The organism is Arcticibacter svalbardensis MN12-7, from assembly GCF_000403135.1.
GTDB classification, from domain to species: Bacteria; Bacteroidota; Bacteroidia; order Sphingobacteriales; family Sphingobacteriaceae; genus Arcticibacter; species Arcticibacter svalbardensis.
Genome location: NZ_AQPN01000054.1, coordinates 1 through 20,742, shown reverse-complemented (window position 1 = coordinate 20,742; position 20,742 = coordinate 1). Strand labels below are relative to the sequence as shown.

25 protein-coding genes and 2 pseudogenes are annotated in these 20,742 nt (G+C 37.4%); 10 read left to right on the top strand and 17 right to left on the bottom strand.

The annotated features are described in order from the left end of the window. The 5 genes and pseudogenes from ADIARSV_RS21010 to ADIARSV_RS06875 form a co-directional block, all read right to left on the bottom strand. Positions 1-277, bottom strand: a pseudogene (locus tag ADIARSV_RS21010) (glycoside hydrolase family 2); the annotation flags it as partial. Positions 278-484: 207 nt separating this feature from the next. Beyond that, entirely contained in the window at positions 485-994 is a 510-nt protein-coding gene (locus tag ADIARSV_RS20460) for a hypothetical protein (protein ID WP_152439796.1), read from the bottom strand. Between the two features lie 36 nt (positions 995-1,030). Continuing rightward, positions 1,031-1,198 (bottom strand): relaxase/mobilization nuclease domain-containing protein, encoded by a 168-nt coding sequence (locus tag ADIARSV_RS21005; protein WP_016194715.1) that lies wholly within the window; start codon positions 1,196-1,198, stop codon positions 1,031-1,033. Further along, on the bottom strand, positions 1,161-1,493 hold the full coding sequence (locus tag ADIARSV_RS23150; protein ID WP_394331145.1) for a relaxase/mobilization nuclease domain-containing protein: 333 nt from the start codon (positions 1,491-1,493) through the stop codon (positions 1,161-1,163). Before ADIARSV_RS23150 ends, ADIARSV_RS21005 begins: the two co-directional genes overlap by 38 nt. Beyond that, the gene (locus tag ADIARSV_RS06875; RefSeq protein ID WP_040299338.1) at positions 1,490-1,861 is read right to left on the bottom strand and encodes a plasmid mobilization protein; all 372 of its coding nucleotides are present in this window, start codon (positions 1,859-1,861) and stop codon (positions 1,490-1,492) included. Before ADIARSV_RS06875 ends, ADIARSV_RS23150 begins: the two co-directional genes overlap by 4 nt. A gap of 38 nt (positions 1,862-1,899) precedes the next feature. On the opposite strand from ADIARSV_RS06875, the gene ADIARSV_RS22795 reads away from it, so the two are divergent. Beyond that, positions 1,900-2,031 (top strand): hypothetical protein, encoded by a 132-nt coding sequence (locus tag ADIARSV_RS22795; RefSeq protein ID WP_016194712.1) that lies wholly within the window; start codon positions 1,900-1,902, stop codon positions 2,029-2,031. Here the strand turns inward: ADIARSV_RS22795 and ADIARSV_RS06870 are convergent. From ADIARSV_RS06870 to ADIARSV_RS06835, 8 genes are all read right to left on the bottom strand, one after another. Then, positions 2,015-2,311 (bottom strand): hypothetical protein, encoded by a 297-nt coding sequence (locus tag ADIARSV_RS06870; protein ID WP_016194711.1) that lies wholly within the window; start codon positions 2,309-2,311, stop codon positions 2,015-2,017. The two genes, ADIARSV_RS22795 and ADIARSV_RS06870, sit on opposite strands and share 17 nt — an antisense overlap. Then, complete coding sequence (locus ADIARSV_RS06865) at positions 2,304-2,573, bottom strand: helix-turn-helix domain-containing protein (RefSeq protein ID WP_016194710.1); 270 nt, start codon at positions 2,571-2,573, stop codon at positions 2,304-2,306. The genes ADIARSV_RS06870 and ADIARSV_RS06865 overlap by 8 nt, the downstream gene beginning before the upstream one ends. 148 nt (positions 2,574-2,721) lie before the next feature. Next, on the bottom strand, positions 2,722-3,480 hold the full coding sequence (locus tag ADIARSV_RS06860; protein WP_040299333.1) for a hypothetical protein: 759 nt from the start codon (positions 3,478-3,480) through the stop codon (positions 2,722-2,724). Between the two features lie 367 nt (positions 3,481-3,847). Next, positions 3,848-4,747, bottom strand: a complete 900-nt coding sequence (locus ADIARSV_RS06855; protein ID WP_016194708.1) for a nucleotidyl transferase AbiEii/AbiGii toxin family protein — start codon at positions 4,745-4,747, stop codon at positions 3,848-3,850. Then, entirely contained in the window at positions 4,731-5,510 is a 780-nt protein-coding gene (locus ADIARSV_RS06850; protein ID WP_040299332.1) for a type IV toxin-antitoxin system AbiEi family antitoxin, read from the bottom strand. Before ADIARSV_RS06850 ends, ADIARSV_RS06855 begins: the two co-directional genes overlap by 17 nt. 205 nt (positions 5,511-5,715) lie before the next feature. Beyond that, positions 5,716-5,910: a helix-turn-helix transcriptional regulator gene (locus ADIARSV_RS06845; protein ID WP_016194706.1), complete on the bottom strand. Its 195-nt coding sequence runs from the start codon at positions 5,908-5,910 to the stop codon at positions 5,716-5,718. 301 nt (positions 5,911-6,211) lie between these two features. Beyond that, positions 6,212-6,463, bottom strand: a complete 252-nt coding sequence (locus tag ADIARSV_RS06840) for a hypothetical protein (protein ID WP_016194705.1) — start codon at positions 6,461-6,463, stop codon at positions 6,212-6,214. A 141-nt stretch (positions 6,464-6,604) separates the two neighbouring features. Further along, the gene (locus ADIARSV_RS06835; RefSeq protein WP_016194704.1) at positions 6,605-7,591 is read right to left on the bottom strand and encodes a helix-turn-helix transcriptional regulator; all 987 of its coding nucleotides are present in this window, start codon (positions 7,589-7,591) and stop codon (positions 6,605-6,607) included. Between the two features lie 266 nt (positions 7,592-7,857). Between ADIARSV_RS06835 and ADIARSV_RS06830 the strand changes: the two genes are divergently transcribed. Continuing rightward, a complete protein-coding gene (locus ADIARSV_RS06830) occupies positions 7,858-8,241 on the top strand; it encodes a VOC family protein (protein WP_200864728.1) in 384 nt (127 codons plus the stop codon). Positions 8,242-8,338: 97 nt separating this feature from the next. Here the strand turns inward: ADIARSV_RS06830 and ADIARSV_RS06825 are convergent, their stop codons facing one another. From ADIARSV_RS06825 to ADIARSV_RS06810, 4 genes and pseudogenes are all read right to left on the bottom strand, one after another. Further along, positions 8,339-9,823: an RNA-binding domain-containing protein gene (locus ADIARSV_RS06825; protein ID WP_016194702.1), complete on the bottom strand. Its 1,485-nt coding sequence runs from the start codon at positions 9,821-9,823 to the stop codon at positions 8,339-8,341. A 166-nt stretch (positions 9,824-9,989) separates the two neighbouring features. Further along, the gene (locus tag ADIARSV_RS06820) at positions 9,990-12,158 is read right to left on the bottom strand and encodes a DEAD/DEAH box helicase family protein (protein WP_394331146.1); all 2,169 of its coding nucleotides are present in this window, start codon (positions 12,156-12,158) and stop codon (positions 9,990-9,992) included. A 177-nt stretch (positions 12,159-12,335) separates the two neighbouring features. Next, positions 12,336-12,970: pseudogene (locus ADIARSV_RS22110) on the bottom strand (TOTE conflict system archaeo-eukaryotic primase domain-containing protein); the annotation flags it as partial. Between the two features lie 264 nt (positions 12,971-13,234). Continuing rightward, a complete protein-coding gene (locus ADIARSV_RS06810; RefSeq protein ID WP_016194699.1) occupies positions 13,235-13,501 on the bottom strand; it encodes a transposase in 267 nt (88 codons plus the stop codon). Positions 13,502-13,900: 399 nt separating this feature from the next. Here ADIARSV_RS06810 and ADIARSV_RS06805 point away from each other — a divergent pair, with 399 nt between their 5' ends. The 8 genes from ADIARSV_RS06805 to ADIARSV_RS22410 all read left to right on the top strand — a co-directional run. Beyond that, positions 13,901-14,131 (top strand): hypothetical protein, encoded by a 231-nt coding sequence (locus ADIARSV_RS06805; RefSeq protein ID WP_016194698.1) that lies wholly within the window; start codon positions 13,901-13,903, stop codon positions 14,129-14,131. Between the two features lie 154 nt (positions 14,132-14,285). Next, on the top strand, positions 14,286-14,564 hold the full coding sequence (locus ADIARSV_RS06800; protein WP_235048376.1) for a hypothetical protein: 279 nt from the start codon (positions 14,286-14,288) through the stop codon (positions 14,562-14,564). A gap of 1,143 nt (positions 14,565-15,707) precedes the next feature. After that, positions 15,708-16,130 carry a toxin-antitoxin system YwqK family antitoxin gene (locus ADIARSV_RS06795; RefSeq protein ID WP_052016970.1) on the top strand — a complete coding sequence of 141 codons (423 nt, stop codon included), beginning with the start codon at positions 15,708-15,710 and terminating at the stop codon, positions 16,128-16,130. Positions 16,131-16,485: 355 nt separating this feature from the next. After that, positions 16,486-17,604, top strand: a complete 1,119-nt coding sequence (locus ADIARSV_RS06790; RefSeq protein WP_160166646.1) for a carboxypeptidase regulatory-like domain-containing protein — start codon at positions 16,486-16,488, stop codon at positions 17,602-17,604. A 20-nt stretch (positions 17,605-17,624) separates the two neighbouring features. Next, positions 17,625-18,950, top strand: a complete 1,326-nt coding sequence (locus ADIARSV_RS06785) for an outer membrane beta-barrel family protein (protein ID WP_016194694.1) — start codon at positions 17,625-17,627, stop codon at positions 18,948-18,950. A gap of 248 nt (positions 18,951-19,198) precedes the next feature. Beyond that, positions 19,199-19,624: a hypothetical protein gene (locus ADIARSV_RS06780; RefSeq protein ID WP_016194693.1), complete on the top strand. Its 426-nt coding sequence runs from the start codon at positions 19,199-19,201 to the stop codon at positions 19,622-19,624. Positions 19,625-19,680: 56 nt separating this feature from the next. Then, positions 19,681-20,241: a type IV toxin-antitoxin system AbiEi family antitoxin gene (locus tag ADIARSV_RS06775; protein WP_016194692.1), complete on the top strand. Its 561-nt coding sequence runs from the start codon at positions 19,681-19,683 to the stop codon at positions 20,239-20,241. 199 nt (positions 20,242-20,440) lie between these two features. Then, the coding region (locus ADIARSV_RS22410; protein WP_040299329.1) for a hypothetical protein at positions 20,441-20,742 on the top strand (302 nt) is incomplete at its 3' end.

Here is a 20,742-nt window from a genome sequence, read left to right as displayed (position 1 = left end):
GGCTTACACCGTTTACAAAAAGTTCTGCTTCATCTGCATTAGAATAAATTTTCACCATTCTAGCTTCATCTTTATCTCCCCAACGTATTGGCCAACTATGTCCGTAAATATGCACCATCAATTTTTTTGTCCAATAAGATTGGAAAACATAATAAGCTTCTTTCTTTGTGAAATCTCTTTCCACTACACCTTTTTGATTTACATAAGGGACTGGATTATCAGGCCGAACCGGTGTAGAAAAATCCTTAAATGGCCAATATGCACTTCCACTTAACCAAGCCGTTTATTTTCTCGAATATTAATCCAAGAACAGAAGCATTAATTAACGAAACCGTAAGCGGCATATTTTTACTGAGTTGGGGTTGATATCAACACCAAAGAGGCAGTTTCCTATAATGGTTTGCTTCTCGTGAAATAGTCCTGCAAGACGAGTTCGAGGGTATCCCTATCCATTTGCTTTTCTTCATTTTCCAAAGCTTAAATTTTAATGTGTACGACCTTTATGTCTGTATTTTTTCTTCTTCGTCCTTTTTAATTCGGAAGGGAGTTCATCCGCTCCGAATTCTGTCCTAGTCAAGTCATTGAGCAACATGAAAATCTGCTTTTCAATATTGCCAGTTTGATGTGCTTGTCCTTCTGTTTTTTGTTGACGCTCCAAAAATTTAAATTCATGGAAATGAATCCCATCTTTTTGTTCTTTTACAATTCCTATTTGCTCATTATAAAGTTGCCTTTTCAGTTCCAGCACCTTCTCAATCTTTGCCAATGAAAAACCAACTTCGCTTCCTTTCACTTTTACCTTCTTGTTATCTATAAAAGAGATGCCCCGCCCCTTAATAATCTGATAACCCAAAGCTTTCATCTGCTTTTCAAATTCTGGATAGCTCACTGATGTTTCCAATGAATTTCTGATATCGTGTTTCAACCTTTCCTTTCTGCTGTCATGCCTTGGAATTCTTCTTTCGCTAGGCGGAAGAAAAGCCCTTGGGCTCAACACTTCCTGTAAACCATATTGCTTCTCCAGTTTTCTTCACAAAGCCGACATCCGTTTGTAGCTGTTCCCATCTTTTGCAGCTTTACCATCAAAACCAACACGGTTGGCCGCAATATGGATGTGCTGTTCTTTGGTATCCTTATGGAGTACGCAGATGTACTGATGGTCACCGACACCAAACTCTTCGGCGGCTACCCCTTCCAATCTCTGAAAGTTGGCATTTGCTCAGTTTTTCTCCAGGAGCTAAACGGAGCGAAAGATGGAGCACCGGCTTCTCGCATCTCCTGCTCAGTTTCTGAACATCCCTGAACTGGCTCGCCAGTTCTTTCTTGTTGCCAAAGCACTGATTGTAAAAAAGCACCTCCGCCCGGTTATGGTGCTGTAGTTTTTCTTCCTTAGACAGCTTTGCTTGTTGCTCCTCGGTCAGTTCTCTTTTGTCTTCCAGACAATAACTGATGCAGTGATAAGGTGATTTTCCTATCGAGACATGGCCTATCATTTCAATTTTTCCTTGATCAATATGGCTAACTGTTTCACTTCAATGGATTGTACATTCAATCTTGCTCTTTCAATGGCATTCAGTTCCTCCTGTCCATTTCGCTTTTTAGCAATCTGGTTCAGGTTTGCCGCCAGATGGTTTAGCGTTCCAGTCATGGTTAATATCTCTTTACTAAGGGCTTTGTTCTGCTGATTGATTTTTCCCGCTAGACCCAATTCCCTCAAATATTCCGACGTGTTCAAATGGACAGCTTTTGCCTTGGCTTCGATTACCTTTTTTTCATACGACGTACATTTGATGGTGATATAGCATTCCTTTTTAATTTTTTTTCTCGGACGTCCTCCCTTATTTCTTTTATCCTCTTCCATAAGCTTATCATTGTCTTAAAATTTTTGAATGCGATAGCATGAGAAAATCTTTTCCTTCATCCCCGAAATTCAATGGAGGGGATGGAGGAAAACCGGCGTTTTGGTGCAACCAAAACATAGCTGGCTACCTGCAAAACGGCAAAAGAGATTTCGTTAAACATCAGGGGTAAATAAACCATCATGAATCACAACCTGACTTCCTTTAAAATGATCATAGGAAGGCTCATAATCTATATAGCCATAGGAGACCAGTTCTCTAATGCACTTGTGATAAGTTGCTGTAGATTTAATCTTGCTGATCTTCATCAGCTGTCTTCTGGATATGCGGAAAGGAGAAATAAACCGGCTTCTTTCCCAAAGAGAGAATAGAGAAATGAAAAGACAAATATGCGCAGGGTGCAAGCGACTATCCTGAGAAACAGGAATTAGGAATTTCGTTAAACTAGGCATGATTACCTCCTTCTAGTAAACTGTTGATATCCGATGATTTATAATACATCGTTCCACCAATTTTGGTATAGCGAAGCGTTCCATTGATGCGAAGGTTCTGTAAAGTTCCCGGAGAGATGTTCAACAATTTTCTGACCTCCGCACTTTTCAGCCATTGACGGCTTCCTTGATGTTCTGAAGGTTTAATGAGTTTGCTGATTTCGGTTAACAGTTTGGATTTGAACTGCATCAGGTCTTCTTTGGTGATGATTTCTACTGACATGATCTATATTTTATAGGGTTCATAATTCCAATCGCAGCTGAACAAAAAAACATTAAAGTGCCATTGATTTCCCTACAAAAGTCAGGTGGAAAGAGCGGGTTTGAATGACCAAGGGTGGCGTTTGGTCATGGGTAGTGAGTAAACAGGGTTAGCCTTGTTTTTTGTTTGGAATGATTTTGAAGATCTTGTCTTCATCTGCAACATCAGAGCCTTTGATGAGCTTATCTTTTTTATTGGCTGGGAAATAATTCCTTGCGGTGTTGATGGGAATTTCTTTCTCGCCATGAAGGAAATATCTGGAGAGCATCTTATACCATGGACTCTGTGTCTGTGAGCGGAAAAGTTTCCTTTCATCGGGAGAGGATTGTTCCTGAAGTTGAAGAAACAGATCAATAACAGTCGCCAATTTACCTTCTGTAATACTGATCTTTTCGGCCGATTCGTACTGGTTGAGTTCCTTGATATGGCCTTCTAATTCTTCAATATTTACTTTCAGTTTTTGGATGTGTTCTTCTTTTTCTGCTAGTAAAATCTCCAGAGATTTATGGTGATTCCATTGGTCTATGGAGTATAAGAATTTCAGAAATTGATTGCATTTTCTTAATGATTCTTTATTCAGTATATGCCTTGAACCGAAAGGGGTATGTTGTTTATAATAACTGATTCTGGTGGTGGTTAACTCATAGATATAGCTGAAGAATTCTTTTTCTTCACTGGCATTTTCTTTCAGAAAATATTCCAAATGATACTGATAGAATGCTGGATATTCGTCTTCATTCAATTCGTAAAGTTTCAAAAAAAAGAAGTTATCAGCATAAGATTTATTGAAGATAAAAGGGCGACCTAACTCGAAACGGTGAGGTGAAAAGTTGAATGGGTGGCGGAGTTTGAAGTAGGTGTTGCTCATAGTTTTATTAGGTGATTTGAGATTTTGAAGCAAAAATCTTTCCACTATCTTCCTAGCATTTAGGGCAAAACATAGAATTAAGATGAACTATTTTTCCGTTTATCTCATTTCGAACCTGTGCATTTTTTGCAACAGTTGATTCTCGATTTTTTATCTTTCTTCATCATTCCTAAAGGTGTTTACACATCAATATCTTTTAATACCATTGGTTCTTGATATCTAATGATTTAGTCAGTTGTCACAAGTAAGTATATCCTTAATTATGAATAATGAAATCCTATATGTCACTTTTTTGCATAAAAATGTGACACATATATATGCATTTTAATGATGACAAATTTATCACACTTTATCAATCGAGCTCAGTCTAATAGTCTAGTAACTCTTTCAGAACAGCATATAGTTGGCCGTGTTTATTGGGATTTTTCTCTTTGAGATTCTGAAGATTTTGTAGTTTCCAACGTACGGACGGGTATTGTTCGTAAGGGTATTTATCCCATAAAGGGGTCAGGTTCTTGAAACTCAGCAGGAATTCCTTATCCTCTTTGGTAAGGCTTTTTCGTATCACATCAATGAGCACCGCTCTGGTTTGTTCATATTCCTCATAGCTGAATTCCTCTGTGGACATTCCGTTGAACTGGTTTGCCAATGCCGAACGCTGGTCTTGTAAATTGGGATTAAGCATTTCATTGAAGGGTCTTTCACTGCCCAGTAGGCAGTACAAAAATCCTTTTTTGATTTCTTCCGTAAATCCTTCATTTGCCAATAAATATTTTACATCGAAAAGATCACGCGGATGTTGCCTGTCAAGTGCTGCGCAGATTTTTCCACCATAAAGTTGTCCTAGTGGAACTACTGCTATCTCACAAAACACACCATATTCATCCTGAGCCTTTATACATAATGGCAGTATTACAGGCTCTGCAAAAGTCCCCCTGCCAACCAAGTTGACCTCCAGCTTTACCGTGGCGACCTTTGTTGAAATTATCAGTTTTCCTGTAGCTGCTTTTAACGTTACTGTTATCCCAGGTACATTTCTTTCCAGATTAGTCTTTATCCTTTCTAGTGCTTCGGCGATATGCTGAATTGTCGAGACCCGATCTTCGACATTCAAATAAGTGAGATCAATATCGACAGAAAGTCTCGGCATATCTCGAATGAACAAATTGATCGCAGTGCCACCATGAAGCGCTAGGCTTGCTTCTTTAGCAACTTCTGGCAAGACTTTTAGTAAAAGACTTACCTGAGCTTTATAAAGTTGTTCCATAATCTATTAATTCTTTTGGGACTGTAATTTCAAATTCCGGGACATATATCCCGCCGGGTAAGATACTGCGTTTGCCCTTACCCAAATCTATTTTGGATAGATTGATATGCTTGTACCAAGAATGGGCTACCTTTTTGGCCATAAACAGGAACAGCCTTTTTACTTTTACCGAACTGCAACTCTCTAGTAGTTCCTGTACAGAAGATGGCCGCAGGTTGTTTATTCCTTCCATTAACTCATAACACTCCATCAAAGCCATTTCTTTTGGAGCAAGATAAAGGCACTCCAGTATAGCTCTTGCTGGACCGGATATTTTGACTTTAAAGTTTCGTGTTTCATGCTCTATCAGACCTAAATCAGGTGGAAGAAATGCTGATGAATAATAGTTCAAAACGGAATCCCAAGGATAAGTCATGAACCACTTTGGTAACTTCTCACCCTCCTGACCAAATAGAATAATTTCCTTTTTTCCCATTTCTAAGTAATGAGACCGTCCCTGTAATGCTAAAGCTGAACCTGCACCAATATGCAGCGACATACCAACTTGATTTTGCATTGCATACAATGCTCCTTCTATATCCACTTTATCACCGGTCCGTTTCATTGCACCTGTACCGATAGACTCTAGCCATTTGCTACTTCTGTATCTTTTTTGCAACTCAGGACTATAGCCTTTTCCGCTAAGCCAAGAACTTAAAAGCACGGTCCCGTAGGGTTGCAATTGCATTAGTTGGTTTATTTTAGATGAATTATCTGCACTCATAGTACCAAAATAGGAACTAAAATAAACTTATCCAAATTTAAGTTTAAATAAATACACAACATGGTACTGATAGTACCTCTGTATTAATAAAAATAAACTTATTTGGTTTTAATATCTCCAAAACCTATGGCAATTCGACTATTAGTAAAAGATGTGACTTTTTGAATAAATATCAGAACTAAAAAATATCCGCCATGCTACTTATTTACTTTAATTTCGATACCACTCCAAGTTCTACCCCAAAAAGCATCAATACTTGATTAACCTTATCCATTCGTAAAGTTGGTTTTCCCTGTTCCATCTCACGTACAACTCTCAGTCCGACGCCTGCTTTGGATGCAAGGTCTTTTTGTGTGAGATTTAGCGATTTTCGTTTTTTCTTTAAATATTGCGATAACATATTATACCCTTTCGGGTACAAATATATATTATTATGGAATAATTATACCCTATCAGGATTAAATCGAGATAGTCTAATTTTTAAAATCTTAGTAATATTTGAAGATAAAGCAGCAAAATTAAGAGCCAATGACAATTTTACTATGATAAACCATCTGTCTTAGTCATCGTTATGTGACCCTAAGTCAATCGGATAGATTTCACTTTTTTACGTAAAAAAGGGCTCCAAAAACTTTATGTGAATACTTGAATTATGTTCTGTTTTGCCAGTTTGGTAGGCCTCCCGAAAAGACTATGCTGCTTCAGCTGGTTTTTTCATTTATTTCAGGGTACAGCTCATGCTGAAATAGGGTAAACTTTTTAGGGTAATAGAATTCTAGGCTATGTGAATTTGGTATAGGTCTTCTTTGCGATTTGAATGGCTTGAATGGGAAATTAGGGGTGTAGTTGTCCGGTTGAATGAGTACCACCATGCCTGCATAAGCTGTAATCGAAACAAATGAAGTACTCCTCCAAATTGCAAAAAGAATAAGTATGGTCTCCAGGTACTTCATTTTATTTCTATTAGCTATTCCGAACAGGGCAGATATTCACCCTTAGTTCCATAAAATCTAATTTCGCGATAAAGCATACTGATGTCCATACACCTTTCGGACAAGGGTGAGTGAATTTTTGGCCATAACGGGCGCCTTTAATTAACGGTCAAATAAGTCACTCGGCGGATAGCCAAAAAAGCGGATAAATTGCCGGGTAAAGGCTGAGGGAGAAAAGAATCCGAGTTGCTCTGCCACAAGGGTTATGGTCATCTTATCATTTTTTAACATGTTGTGGGCTTGCTGCATGCGTTTTTGGGTAATGAAGTGCTGCAAGCTTATGCCATAAATAAACCGGTGCTGTCTTCTTAGCGTTCGGGAGTTTATCTCAAACCTTTCAGCCAGGCTGTTTATGGTTTCGGTTTTTCCGTTAGTTATGGTTTCGGTCAGATAGCTTCTGATGATGCGGAGGTTATTCTTTTGTTCGGGTGACAGGAGCTTACCGCCGAGCTTGAGGCTGGCATTATAGGCAGATAGTAGTTGTTCAATGATTTCATAAATTCTCAACTCTAACTTCATCTTATTTTCTGCATGACATTTTTCCAGTTTGAAAAGCAGCATTTCAATATGCTCATCGATGAACCGATGAGGAAGGACCTCAATTTCCTTGCTTTTTGTAATGACCTTATCCATTAATGCCTGCAGGTCCGGAAAAGATCCTCTTGTTTTATCCAACCACTCTGGTGAAATGACAATGTATAAAATGGCATGATTGCCTGGCGCTAATGTTACGGAATACGTCCCTGCAGGTGTATAATCAGCATAGTACTGACCTTGTGCCGTGTCCACTATTTCCTTTTCATCAGCGGTATAAAAGGTAAAGCGGCCATCCAGGATATAAACCAGAAACAAATCAGGCTGAGCGGTACTGAACTTTACCGTGATTGGTTGATGAACCCGGCATTCGAACAATTCCAGATAGGCCAGCTTGAGGCTATAGAATTGATGAAGGATCTCCGCCTGGAGAGATTTGATAAAGATAGCTTCTGTGAAGCCTGCCCTGTAGCGGAAACCGGCAGGCCGTTTCCTTGTATAGGAGGCATTGTCCTGCATTTCTTTTGGGAACTCGATCGACACCGGTGCTTTCATCTGCCTTTATTTTATAATCCAGATTTTCATAATCAAGATCGGAGAGGCAAATAAACGTTGAGTCAGATAGCCAGTCAAGTGACACATGTGACATTTAATTATGTCACACGCTTCTAAAAACGGCCTTTACGGCCTTAAAACGGCGTAATTTGGGTGACAAAATGATTGCGATTTTTTTTAAATTTATTTTTTATTAGGCGTATTAAAGCCTGTAAAAATAGCGGTTATTTAAATTTTGTAATCATTACACCTAGCATAAAATGGATATGTCTTACAAACCAGAACAGTATAATTCCCTCTCACCATATTTGATTGTTGATGATGCGCAAAAATTAGTGGATCTGCTGAAAATCGTATTTGATGCAAAGGAGTTAAGGCGATTTGATCACGAAAATGGAAACATTGCCCATATTGAACTGCGATTGGATGACAGCATTCTTATGATCAGCAATAGCACAGATATTTATCCAGCAAATACGACAATGCTTCATATTTATGTTCCAGATGTTTTTAAAACTTTCGACCTGGCAATTAAGAATGGTTGCGAAATAATTGAAAGACCTTTAAACAAAGAAGGTGACCCTGACACAAGGGGCTCATTTTACGATTTTGCGGGCGACTATTGGGCAGTGAGCACACAAATAAATTAAGTATCAAATAAAGACCAAATTATAAGTTTTAAAATTGTCGACTACACGTCAAAAGGTTGTTGGTGCTATTAATAGAATTCATAAACTACCTGCTTAATTATTTTGCTATATCGCTAAATAATTCTTTCCCTTTTTCTGTCAGTATGTACTTGCCGCTTCTGTCAGCTCCGGAAAAGATAATTAAGCCTGCATCCTTCAATTGCTTAATATCTCTTTGGCCTGTTGCCCTTTTTATATCAAATGTCGCTATTAAAGCTCCAAATGTTACACCTCCTTGTTTTTGAATCAACTTCAATTCTTCAGTCAGTCTTTTGCGTACTTGAATACTTACAGCATCATTTACAGCATCATTTACAGCATCATTTACAGCATCATCGGTTGTAATAGATGGTATTTCACGCCCCTCATGAGTTGGTTCTCCAATTGGTATAACTGTTTTAAACAACTTATCTTCTATAAATTGAGGCTGCTGGCCTGGACTATAGTATTTGAGAAAACGATAAACATTCACCCCTGAACCTAATTCGTCCACCCTTCCTAACTGGATAAAAAACTTTGCAATAAGTGGATTCTTGGGAAATGGTACAAAAAATTCTGGCAATAGTAAACCGTTACCATGTGGATTGTTAGCATTGATGATCTCAACACGATCTTTGTAGATAATGAAGGTGGCGGGGTGTGCATTGATGTACTCCCTGTGAATGATCAGGTTTGCGATTACTTCCCTGAAAATGTAAGATCGAAGGCTGACCCTCTGGTCGCCCTGCAAAAAGAATTTATCAGGTAGGTGTTTCTCGACAAATGCCATGAGTTGATCGTAGGCTTCAATAAGGTTGGTCTGAATGTAAAGCCGGTCGTCGTAACGAAGTAAGTCATCACGTCTGACAAGTGCATCGATTTTATAATGAGATACCACGTTTAGGATAGTTTCATCTTTTCCGAATAATAATACTGCCGCGAGATTATATCCTTCCGTATTAGTCGTGGTATCGCGCCCATATAAACCAGCAATTTTCAGCAGCTGTTCATCATCAAGACGGAGCCAGGGATGATTAACATTGTTGCTCCGGATCAGGTTGCGGACAATCGTGAATAGTTCCGGTTTAAAATCAGCTAAGGTTAGTCCCGGGTATATGATTGCTTCTGTATAATAGTTGCGCTTTCGATTAAAAAGCAATGCAATCTGTGAAGGCTGTGTGACTTTATAATCTCCTTCGTGTCCGCGGTCAAAAATGATACCAGCAGATCTATGTACCTCTGAACTTTCCGGTACTGCAATATGCAGGATTCGTTTATCATCTATAGTATATAATTGTGGATGTAAGATGAAGGGAGGATCAAGCTTACTTGGGTTATTTGATAAGTTGACCAGATCAGAAGTGATACGGGCAACTTTGTCAGCGTCCACACCAACTAAAGTTCCATCGTCCTTTACACCCAGCAGAATGTCACCACCTTCACGGTTCAGCATGGCGCAAATACTTTCAAAAAGGTTTTTAGGCAACTCGGAAACCGCCTGCTTGAATTCAAGCCGGAGGCCTTCTGGTTGTTGTAAAATCTTCCTGATATGCTTAATGTCCATAGAGCGAATGTAGTAAATCCTAAAATGAATTTGTTTAAACCAGCTTGTTTATACCCAATTTTTACACAAAGAAATCGGATGTCATTGTACCGGCAGTGTTTTAGATAGATTGATCTATAAATTGGAAGTACCTGCTTTGTGGTAAGTACCAGAAATAAGCTTTTAACTAATATAACTTTTCTTCCAAAATGTCCTTCCAAATTATAAAACCTTTGTCGTCAGCGTAATCATGAACAATGCGGCTAAAGTGCTCAGGGTTTGTTTCCAAGTATTGCTGCCGCCCTTTTGCTCTTATTTGCCCAAGCAGTCCATCTATCCGCTTTATACTTCTTTCAAGTTCATAAATGGATTTTTCAGTATGCCATATATAAGTTGCTTCTTCAGTATCTAATGTTTCCCAAACTAAATGGAACTGGTTATTGCCGAAAAGTAAAAATACAAATGAGAAAGGCTCCAATATAAATCGAAGTTTTAGTATCGTTCGTTCATGCTTTTGAGATAGGTATCGAAGATGGCGGTGATGTTTATACTGCTTAAGAGCAAGAATATTTTCCAATAAATCATCTTCGTTTGTATAAATTAACTGTGCACTGCTACCTTGCACCTGCCCGACATCCAATAGGTTTTCTTTACCTACCGGGATGCCTTTAATAACCTCTTTATTCAAGAACCGGAACTTGACACTTTCAATGACTTCGCGGTTTATTTTATCAAGATAATTGGAGAATGCTGATTTAAATACCAGCCTGTTATGTTGGAATGTGGCCCGAATGTTTACTAGTACTGTTGCGCTTTTGAGGAACCGGATAAAGTAAGGTTTAAGTACTGTAAATTCTGGCCTTACGTTTAAATTCTCTATTTCAAATTCAACTTCTTTTCCATTAAATTCTGCAACGGCATGTTTAAAAGCAATACTGCCGAATCTAAACTCCAAATTTTCGATTGGCACCTCAATTTTCTCATTGACTTGACCGCTTACAGTTTCACTTTCGTCTACTGGAGTCGTTAGGCCATTCTGATCAAGTTTTTTATAATATTGGTTCCTCTTTTGAAAAAGTCTTTCCAGATAGCTAATTTTGTGATCACGGTAATCGTAAATGATAGGAGATAATTCTGATCGTTGTACCCTCCCGATATATTGGATCAGCTTACCTTCAAAAGCGAATGGGTAAACCAAAAACAGGCAATCAATATTTTGAATATCAGTTCCCTCACCAAAATACTGCCCTGTTGTGATCAGTACCTGGAAATCACCATTGCTTATGGCCACCCATTTAGATTTTTTACTTAAGTCAGAGTCTTCGCCACTTAATGCAATAGTATCATAATGTTGCTTTAAATATTGTTGCAGAGAAGTAATATGCTCTTTCCGTTCTGTAATAATAACAGCTTTCTTGCTGGCATTTAGCTGTAAAATCACATCATTTAAAATAAGTTGATTTCTTGCTGAATCATGGATCAAGATCTTAAAAAGTGTTTCAAACTTGTCTGTTTTGGTGTTGAAGGGAACAAACAGGTCAGTATCCCTAATAATGATTTGTGTACCCTTTTGATTTTGTACATCTGGTGCTTTAACCTCATGAATAATTTCCCCCAGATGAATGAATATTAACTTGCCATCGTTGTATTTTCTAAATGGTGTGGCGGTAAGTCCGTACATATAGTAACTATTCATTTTGCCAATAACGCGCTGATAAGTTTCCGCAGGAACGTGGTGACATTCGTCAATAATAATGGTACCAAAGGCATTCATTAGTTCCAGTGATTCGGTTGATTCCAGCGCTTTTTCCATACTTTGGATCATTGCAACAGTGATGCTTTTACCAGATCTGTTCTTTCCTTGCCCAATATGTCCAATATCTTTTCTAGGAATTCCTAGGAAGGATTCTATACGTTCCGTCCATTGATCAGCCAGTTGCTTGCGATGAACTAAAATAAGTGCCGGCTGCTGCTTATCTTTTATAATAGCTAAACTCAAAACCGTTTTGCCAGAGCCCGGCGGTGCTACAATGATTCCAAAATCCTTTTTAGTAGCTGCTTGTTGACACGGTAGCTGATATTCCCTTAATGCAATAGAGCCTTTAAAACTAATTAGCTCTGTTTTCTTCCTTTGATCTTCGAGTACATATTCAATTTGCTGCTCTTTGCAAAAACGTAGCAATTTACCAATAAAACCACGGGGAACTGAAATAGATTCCGGTGTTTCCTTCAGTAATTTAAAGTAGCGTTTTATTCCAAAGGTATTTTTATTGATATTCTTTTTTACCTGATATTCATTGTTTGCTAAGGTTAGTTCTTCCTTTAGAAAAACAACAAGGGAGGTGGGTAAGCCCATGCGGCTAATATGAATTTCATTGTTTAAAACAATTGTTACCTTCCCCGTTATATGTTGTTCTTTTTGAAACAATCCTGTTGATGGTTCGTCTTGATTAGCTTGCTCTTTATAGATGTAATTGAGTTGACTTATTGTTATTCTATTTATTGCCTTTATAAATGACCACTGGTCATCAAAAGGTTGCAAGGTTTCCGGGTCAATAAAACAGCTATTGCCATTATTTAAGCTCGCTTTGTTTAATGGTAAAGCAATGAGGTTACCTAGGCCTTTTTTTGAATGGTAATCCTGATTGGGAAAAAGCCGGTCAAAGCTTGAGTTTTTATCAAATACTGAAATTACACCTGCTTTCTGTAGCAAAGCCATCACTATTTTTCTGCTTCGGAATGCTTCATAGGGTTCTTCAAAAAATATCCAAACATGGCCGCCTTTGCCGGAACGTGAGCGCTCAAGGTAGGCTGGGATATCATTTTCTCACAAATTTTAATAAATGTCCTGCATTCCTCAATCCAATCTGCTTCATCAAAATCTGCTGCTATAAACCATGATTTGTTATCCGGCAATAATGGGTAGAGGCCTACAACCTGCTCGCCCTTTAGATGTTTAATTAAATGTTCTTCTGTTAAGGCTTGGTATGATTTATCAGCAAAAGTTTGAAAAGTACCTCCTTTCATCTGGTGTAGTCTATATCGGTGAGGATCGAAACTGTAAGATGGCATATAACTACTTTTACCACCTTTCTCCCATCTTAGTGCAAATACATCTTCTCTACCTTTGAATAAGGACTTGTATAGATTTAATCTGTAATCTTTCATTTATGGTAGAAACTTTAGCCTGTTTCAAATTTAGGAAACTAATTATTCCCTTTCTAATTTGATACCGGTAGTTGAATGAAATGATTTAGATTTAATGGTGTATTCCTCCTCCCCTGAGAATTTAAAAATATGCCACTGTGACTTCTTTTATTATAATAATACATGGATTTAGGTAGACAAACTACCTTGCAAGCCCAGCTAATGCTCATTTGATAGCTATCCATCACATAAGCAAAGCAACCATATCTTTTCGCTGGCAGGGCTTTAGAACTTTTTTGATAGAATGTCTTTCAGTACCTTATGGTCTAGGGCCAGTTCTGCATACATGTGTTTGAGCTTCCGGTTCTCTTCTTCCAGCTCTTTGAGACGCCTAAGTTCCTGACTGTCCATGCCCGAATACTTATTCTTCCAGTTGTAGAAAGTGGCCTGATGTACACCTAGTCCACGACAGATATCGGCTACTGCTTTGCCCGATTCATGTTCTTTGATCGCTGCTACGATCTGTGCTTCGCTGATTGTTGACTTTTTCATCTTCCTGTTTTAAAGTTACGAATTCTCGTCTTTTTAACAGTCCGATTTTTAGGAAGGCTTACAGTCTTGCTGTAAATCCTATTCACTATTTAGATGTTACATTAATGCTTGATCATTCAATGAATTGGCACAAAGCCATTTCTTAAAGAAGAATTCTATTCAATTCGTTTTGTGTTAGGCGAGAAATTAAAAATATTATTTTTTAAAAAATCTTTCGTAAGGTATGTGCCCCTTGTAATACCCTAGTTTATTTCCTTCCCACCTTTGTTTGTTAGACGAAATGTTTCGCCTGATTTAACTGACACTGATGGAATTAAGGGAACTGGCATTGATTTATAAAAATGCGGCTGAAAATGGTGTAGATAAAGCGCTTAACTTAACCGTTTTATTGCCGGATCAGTGACTAAATCAGAAGCATTCCGTTTATACTGCCGCTCCAATGTGGAGCGCTGGATCCGTGAAGGTTTGCTCGTTCCTACAGCCGGTTCAAGCTCAGCTTTCCGAAGATGTATGTGCAGAATTAAACTGGAGGCAATTGCCTATTCCAGTAACCGAATATCCTATCTGCCGGTAGCGGAAGGAAAGGTAAGGTACGCGCTGACCACAACGTTCTTTGACTTCTGGGGATGAAGCACTATTCTGTGAATGAGTAGCAGATTTGCTAATGTGAGATCATATCAACAACCAAAGTCCGGTTGGTAAAAACTGACGTGAGTAATCCCTATTCATTTCCCGAAAAAGATTTGTTTTAAGGGATTCAGAGACTATTGGCCCTTTTTTTAAAATGCAACATGATTCTTCAAATATGGAAATCTCTATTGCTCAATTGAAATGTATGTTAGAAGATGCAGCAGAAATAGGAGGCAGGCTTGCTCTTATTAAAGTAGTAAGGTTGAAGCCTCATCTAAAAAAATCAGAATCCTTCCGGATTTATGGCAGGGCCAATATAGAGCGATGGATCGAACCGGGGCTGATCACGCCTCGAAAAGATGGTTATCATTCCGCTGTCTGGCGCATAGATCGCATGGAAGTAGAGCCGACCGTTAAATCGTTCAGAATCTAAAAGACTGTGATTTTCTACCTTGACTCTATTCATGATTTAATAAGCCTTAAAACTTAATGTACGACTATGTTTTGGACTGTGATTCTATTAAAGATCAGTTGTTTCATGCAGATTCTGATCTCCCGCCTGGGACATGAACCGGAACTCAGATCGGGAAAGTAACTTATCTGATTAGGTACTTATCTGAATAGCAAGTGATTTGGATATCCGGGTAAGTGAATTAAAAATAACTTGAATAGCCAAATATGCAGATAGTCGTATTCACGCATATAATTATATACAGCTATTGATATAAAGGTTAATCTGATGATCTGAATAGAGGCATATACAAATAAACGGATAAACAGATGTTGGCATTAACATATTAATAACGCAAGGTCTATCCTGATATTTGGCTATAAATATATTCCTGTAAATGGATAGTTGTTGATCTGCTGCGTCAGATATACAGATGATAATTTTAGAATATGCCGAATTGGGGTTATAAAGGAATGGGACAGGATAAAGGGTAATCTTGTAAAAGTTTAGTCCAAATATCTCTTCAAATATTCTTAATTCTGATTTTATGAATTTATTTCTAGCACATTTGATTATTTTCTTATTTCAATAGAGGAAAGCCGTTTTGTTTTATTAACTGCAAGTTGTGCTTTTGTACGTACAATCTGCTCCGCACGATTGACCTAAAAAAGCGAACATTCCTTATTTTTACCTGACCCATCCGGGAATCAGATAAAAATAAGGAAGGAAAAAGCGCGCAACTTGCTTTTTTTCTCTTGCAGATTGCTTCGTCAGACGTTGTCATTAACCTTAAAGCTATTATAAAATATAAGGTAAAAAATTAGTAATCAGCAGATGGTTCCACTGTGGGTAAAATTAATGATGTGCTGAAAAATATTTAGTTCCTGAGAGGTCTTCAATGATTGTTTGTGAAGTTTGCAACCTCAAAAACGATCAGCCCAATTAGATTGATTGCTAAACTCGTGTTTATTAATAACATACTTTCTGAAAAAATCGGAGATCTCATTTCGTTATTAAGTTGATCTGCAGATGGTATTGTAAAGTACGTCAAGCTCTGTATAGATAAATCAGTTAGTAAACTATAGATTTAGTTGTATAACTAAACCTATAGTTTTATCTTTAATTATGAATAAGAGCATAATCTATTTGATAGTAATCTATCTTGTAATTGGTTCGTGCAAGCTCAATCAATATAAAGATGAGCTACGGCAGGGTCGATGGGTGTTCAAAGATTCGACAACTACAGGAGTTTTTATATCAAAAGGCAGATTCAAAAAAGGAGAAGAAGTTGCAACTTGGAAGTTTTATGAGAACAAAATTCTCTATAAAACCGAAAAGTATAAAGACAATATTATTATCGTAAAAATCTATTATCCAGATGGAAAATTGAAAGTCAAGGGGTTTAATAAACAAGAAAGGACAGCTCAAGGCTTACATTGGTATTATACAGGTACCTGGAAATACTATTCCATAGACGGGAAACTGGATTCATCGAAATTTTTTTATAAAGGTGAAGAAGTCGAAAGAATCCCATCTGAAAATCAATGACCTGTACTTGACAAGGGCTGAAGAAAGGATCATGTTGATACTGTGGAAATTAAAATTGCTACGGTAAATGAGATCTTGTCTAAGTTGGTGAATATAAAAGATTAGTGGTTGAGAAATTAATATGTCTGTATTTCAATAATTCAGCAAGAGATTTTTTATCCTATTTGGAGACAATATAGAATGAATTAGAAGACGATCTGAAGAAATAGATCAATGAGATAAGACCTTACGGAAGGTTGCACAAGATTGACCTAGATAGGAGAGGTTCAATCAGCTTTCAATACACAGCATTTTAATTGCGTTACCAATAAATGAATATATGCAAGAACAACTGAATGAGAAAAATCGAAGCATAATGAGATTAGAAGAAAATAGGGCGGTAACACCTACCTATATCATTATAAGGTGGTGCACATTTTTATTTTTTTTTCAAATATTTTTAGCGAACGGACAAAATATCGGTGAAATTGAAATAATAGGGAGGCTTCGAGATTCTAGAGGGGAACCTATTTCTTTCGCAACAGTTCTTGTCAAGGGGGCCACCAGCTCCCAGATTATCAAAAGCACCCAAAGTAATGATAAAGGCATGTTTAGACTAGAATTATCTTCTCCGCAGCAATTGACCCTCGAAATTAGGATGATCGGCTTTGAAGTCTACACAAAAACGGATTTGTTTGCTAACGTTGATCAAATCGACCTTGGAACGATTGAGTTAAAAGAAACAAGTATAATGTTGAAAGGGGTGGTTATTAAAAGTGAAAAGCCTTTTATTGAAAATCAAGCCGGAAAGATTGTGGTAAACCTCGAGAACGAAATACTAAGTAATGGCTTGTCTGTTGTTGATTTGATGAATCAATTGCCAGGAGTGCAGATTACTCCCGATGATCAAATTAAGCTGAACGGCCGAGGAATAACTATTTTTATCGATGGAAAGGCAACACCACTTTCAACTGAAGCACTTCAGGGAATGTTACGAGGAATGAATTCCTCTAATCTTCAAAAAATCGAACTTATAACGAATCCATCCTCGAAATATAATGCCGAAGGGAGTGGAGGTATTATAAATCTGGTTAAAAAGAAGAACCATAAAGAAGGATTGACTGGAAGCGTATACGGTGGGTATCAGTATGGAAAGTATGGTAGACCTAATGCAGGCGTCGTCTTGAACTTTAAAAATAAATTATACAATGTCTTTCTGAGCGGAGACTATTCTTATACCAAATACATTCTGGATGCGAATATTAATTCTAGCTTTTTTTCAGCCGACCAACAATTACAGAGCGAGTCAATGTCTATGATTAGAAGTATACGGAGTAATCGGTCTGTATCGCCGTCCATAGGCGTTGATTTATACTTGTCTCGTAACACCACTCTATCACTTTCCGGTAATCTGGGTGATCAGAACTTTGAAAAAAACGGAAAACCAATTTTGTTCAGCTACAATCTAACCAAAACCCTATTCTTACCTATTTAGAAAATAATGTAAGATCGGATATGTCTCTTTATTCATCTAATATCTTCCTGCAGCACAAATTTGATACAGTGGGTCAGGAACTTACTGTCGATTTCAACTTGACAAATAATCGGAATCAATCTCACCTCGATAATTATGAATATGGGCATCTTAGTATCGATGAGATAGGACTAATGTCTAACTTCTTTTTGAAGCAAAACACAGATCTTCATATATCCTCGCTTAATGCAGATTATATCTACCCATTAAAGGGTGGCGGAAACTTTGAAACCGGACTGAAAACCACATATGTCATATCTGAAAATCAGAACGAACTTACGAATGGCGACAATGGAATCACTTTTGCTAACAACGGAAAGTTCAAATACCGGGAAAGCGTTAATGCCTTTTATCTGAATTTGAGTAAGAAGTATAAGAAATATTCTTTTGAGGCCGGAGTCAGGGGAGAGCATACGTGGGGAACAGCTGATCACATGCAGGGCTTAGACCAATTTCGAAGGAGCTATTTCAAATTGTTCCCTTCACTTTCATTTCTGTACAATATTAACAAATCCCATAGCCTTAAATTTAATTTTAATAAACGTATTAGTAGACCTAAATACGAAAATATTAATCCTCTTGTGCGTTTCGTTAATTCAAATACTTATGTTCAAGGGAACCCAGCCTTATTGCCTAGTATAAGCTTCAACCCTTCCATGACATATTCTTACCGAAATGAGCTGTTCTTTAACCTGAATTATAGCTATGTGAAAAATGACTTTATTTACTCAACAGTAGCATATAGCAATGAAGGGGCGACAATAACTAACCCCATGAACAATGATTACATTCGATTTTATAACATGGCCTTGAGCTATTCAAAAAAATTAGCCGGTTGGCTGATGACATCAAATAATGTTGAACTACTGAAGCGAAGCTCTAAAGGAACAACAAATGGTATAGATTTTAATACATCAGGATCTCCCAGCGTCAATCTCTCAACTTATAATGCAATTAGTCTAAATGAGAAATTGTCTTTCATGATGTTGTTTAGGTACTATGGCAAACTAGAAGAGAATAATAGAACAACCCGATCAAACTATGTTTTAGCTGCTGGCCTCAGTAATAAGATATTTAATAAAAGGGGAACGTTTGCATTAAATGTCTATGATATCTTGGGAACTTACAGAAGCGAATACACCGAGAATTCTGAAATTGTTAGGCAAACGTGGGAGAATATATACGATCTTAAAAGACTCCTCAGATTGTCATTTAATTACAGTTTCGGCAGCGGAAAAGTTAGGAAGGTGAATACAGGGAGAGGTGCTGAAGATGAAAAAATCAGGAGTGCTACAGAAGAAAAGTAAATATAATGCATTGACAGAGCTGTTCCGTCTGATAATGTATGGTGCACTGAATAATTGTTCAGTTTAATTTACTTAGTGATATCTAGTTGCGACTTTTATTTAAAGAATGGAAGGACTAGTGTTAAATCCCTTGTGATCACTTTATGTTTCTGAATAGAATTCAGTTCAGCTAACAAGAATCATTATCAAAATTATGTTTACTATATTTGATTGTTCACTCAAAGTAAACAAACTAATATAGTAAACAAATGGAAGTATTTGAGATTTGGAAACTGGCCATGAAAGCGTTACCAACCGCTTTAAGTGCAGAATTTAGCAAGCCTAAAATTTCACTGACTAAAGATAAGGATAGCGGTACCATCCACTGGTATTTTAAAAATATACTTATGGGGAATAAACTTGTCATATTTCCGCAGGTAACGCATAACCTAATACCACTAGTGGAGCAGTTTGCGTCAGGAAATCAAACACAAAATCAAAAAACATTTCTGATGACTCGGATTGTTTATCCAAAGATTGGAGAGAAACTAATAGAAGCAGGTATAAATTTTATCGATGCATCAGGCAATATGTTCATTGATCAGAATGGTGTTTACTTGATGAGGTTGGGTGCAAAAGAAATAGAAACAAAAAAAAGGAGACCAAAGGCAGGTTGTTTGGAGAATCAGGGCTGAAACTGTTATTTGGCATTCTTCATAATCCAGAGTTTATTAACTTAACTTACCGCGAGATGGCTGATGCCATCAATATATCAGCAGCATCAGTAACAATCCTGCTCAAGGAAATGCTAGCCAGTAAATACCTTCATGAAGGGAGTAATAAAAAGCGAATTGTAAACAACAAACAGGAGCTATTACAGCGCTGGGCAGTAGCGTATCAAGATTTATTGAAGCCAAAAATTAAGATTGGGGAATATACTTCAAGGACGGTCGATCTTTTGAAATCGTTTAAACAGATTATGCCTGAACAATGGGATGGGCTATGGAGTGGTGAAGCTGCTGCAAATAAGTACACAAATTATTTAAGTCCAGGCAAGCTTTCTATGTTTGTTACCGGTAATGACAAGAAATGGATGTCAGAATTGAAGCTTGTACCAGTAAAGGAAAATGGTACGCTTGAGGTTTTCAAGTTCTTCTGGAATAAGGATCATTTTATTTTTAGTGAGAATAGCAAGTTGCCGGATGTAGTGCCGCCTATATTGGTATATGCAGACCTAATCACCAGTACAGACAGCAGAAATATAGAGACCGCAAAAAGAATTCTAAATGAGTACATTCAATTTAGCAACTGATAAAATCCCCGAATATCTCAGGTATGGCGCTGTTCTCTGTCTATCTTCCGGATGTTGGATTGTTTTTAATAAATAAAGTTATAAAACGGAATATTCTTATAATTTTAACTTTTGTAAGCCTCACTTGAGTCTTATAGTCTTGGGTATACTAACGGTCTTCATTTTGTTGGTCACTCATTTCTCTTTTAAACTAGCAACTTTGATTAATTCTAATTTAGCTTTTAAAGTGATAAACGTACATTTAGGAGTAGACACCATTTACACAGATGTTTCTGGCTTTAGGCAGTTACTTAGCTTTTATGAAGAATGCAGGAAATATAGTGGTAATACAATTTTTATTAGCCTGGATAATGTAAGCTGGGTAGATGGTAATTTATGTGCTTTTCTTGGAGCACTTCTGTATAGGTTAAATAAAGAAAATAACTTAACTTTTTCTATTGACGCAAAGCAGGTCTCTAAAAAATGCAATGTTTTGTTTAATAATAATTTCATTCCCCTGGT

Bases quoted from the DNA above. Each gene is read 5' to 3' on its own strand.
- ADIARSV_RS06865 (WP_016194710.1), bottom strand. From the start codon at position 2,573: ATGTCAGTAGAAATCATCACCAAAGAAGACCTGATGCAGTTCAAATCC.
- ADIARSV_RS06775 (WP_016194692.1), top strand. From the start codon at position 19,681: ATGGCTGATGCCATCAATATATCAGCAGCATCAGTAACAATCCTGCTC.
- ADIARSV_RS06795 (WP_052016970.1), top strand. From the start codon at position 15,708: ATGAATAAGAGCATAATCTATTTGATAGTAATCTATCTTGTAATTGGT.
- ADIARSV_RS06845 (WP_016194706.1), bottom strand. From the start codon at position 5,910: ATGTTATCGCAATATTTAAAGAAAAAACGAAAATCGCTAAATCTCACA.
- ADIARSV_RS06835 (WP_016194704.1), bottom strand. From the start codon at position 7,591: ATGAAAGCACCGGTGTCGATCGAGTTCCCAAAAGAAATGCAGGACAAT.
- ADIARSV_RS06800 (WP_235048376.1), top strand. From the start codon at position 14,286: ATGCAACATGATTCTTCAAATATGGAAATCTCTATTGCTCAATTGAAA.
- ADIARSV_RS06820 (WP_394331146.1), bottom strand. From the start codon at position 12,158: ATGGGCTTACCCACCTCCCTTGTTGTTTTTCTAAAGGAAGAACTAACC.
- ADIARSV_RS23150 (WP_394331145.1), bottom strand. From the start codon at position 1,493: ATGATAGGCCATGTCTCGATAGGAAAATCACCTTATCACTGCATCAGT.
- ADIARSV_RS06780 (WP_016194693.1), top strand. From the start codon at position 19,199: ATGGAAGTATTTGAGATTTGGAAACTGGCCATGAAAGCGTTACCAACC.
- ADIARSV_RS06790 (WP_160166646.1), top strand. From the start codon at position 16,486: ATGAGATTAGAAGAAAATAGGGCGGTAACACCTACCTATATCATTATA.
- ADIARSV_RS06825 (WP_016194702.1), bottom strand. From the start codon at position 9,823: ATGGACATTAAGCATATCAGGAAGATTTTACAACAACCAGAAGGCCTC.
- ADIARSV_RS06830 (WP_200864728.1), top strand. From the start codon at position 7,858: ATGTCTTACAAACCAGAACAGTATAATTCCCTCTCACCATATTTGATT.
- ADIARSV_RS06810 (WP_016194699.1), bottom strand. From the start codon at position 13,501: ATGAAAAAGTCAACAATCAGCGAAGCACAGATCGTAGCAGCGATCAAA.
- ADIARSV_RS22795 (WP_016194712.1), top strand. From the start codon at position 1,900: ATGAGAAAATCTTTTCCTTCATCCCCGAAATTCAATGGAGGGGATGGA.
- ADIARSV_RS06850 (WP_040299332.1), bottom strand. From the start codon at position 5,510: ATGAGTGCAGATAATTCATCTAAAATAAACCAACTAATGCAATTGCAA.
- ADIARSV_RS06855 (WP_016194708.1), bottom strand. From the start codon at position 4,747: ATGGAACAACTTTATAAAGCTCAGGTAAGTCTTTTACTAAAAGTCTTG.
- ADIARSV_RS06840 (WP_016194705.1), bottom strand. From the start codon at position 6,463: ATGAAGTACCTGGAGACCATACTTATTCTTTTTGCAATTTGGAGGAGT.
- ADIARSV_RS06785 (WP_016194694.1), top strand. From the start codon at position 17,625: ATGTCTCTTTATTCATCTAATATCTTCCTGCAGCACAAATTTGATACA.
- ADIARSV_RS06860 (WP_040299333.1), bottom strand. From the start codon at position 3,480: ATGAGCAACACCTACTTCAAACTCCGCCACCCATTCAACTTTTCACCT.
- ADIARSV_RS06870 (WP_016194711.1), bottom strand. From the start codon at position 2,311: ATGCCTAGTTTAACGAAATTCCTAATTCCTGTTTCTCAGGATAGTCGC.
- ADIARSV_RS06875 (WP_040299338.1), bottom strand. From the start codon at position 1,861: ATGGAAGAGGATAAAAGAAATAAGGGAGGACGTCCGAGAAAAAAAATT.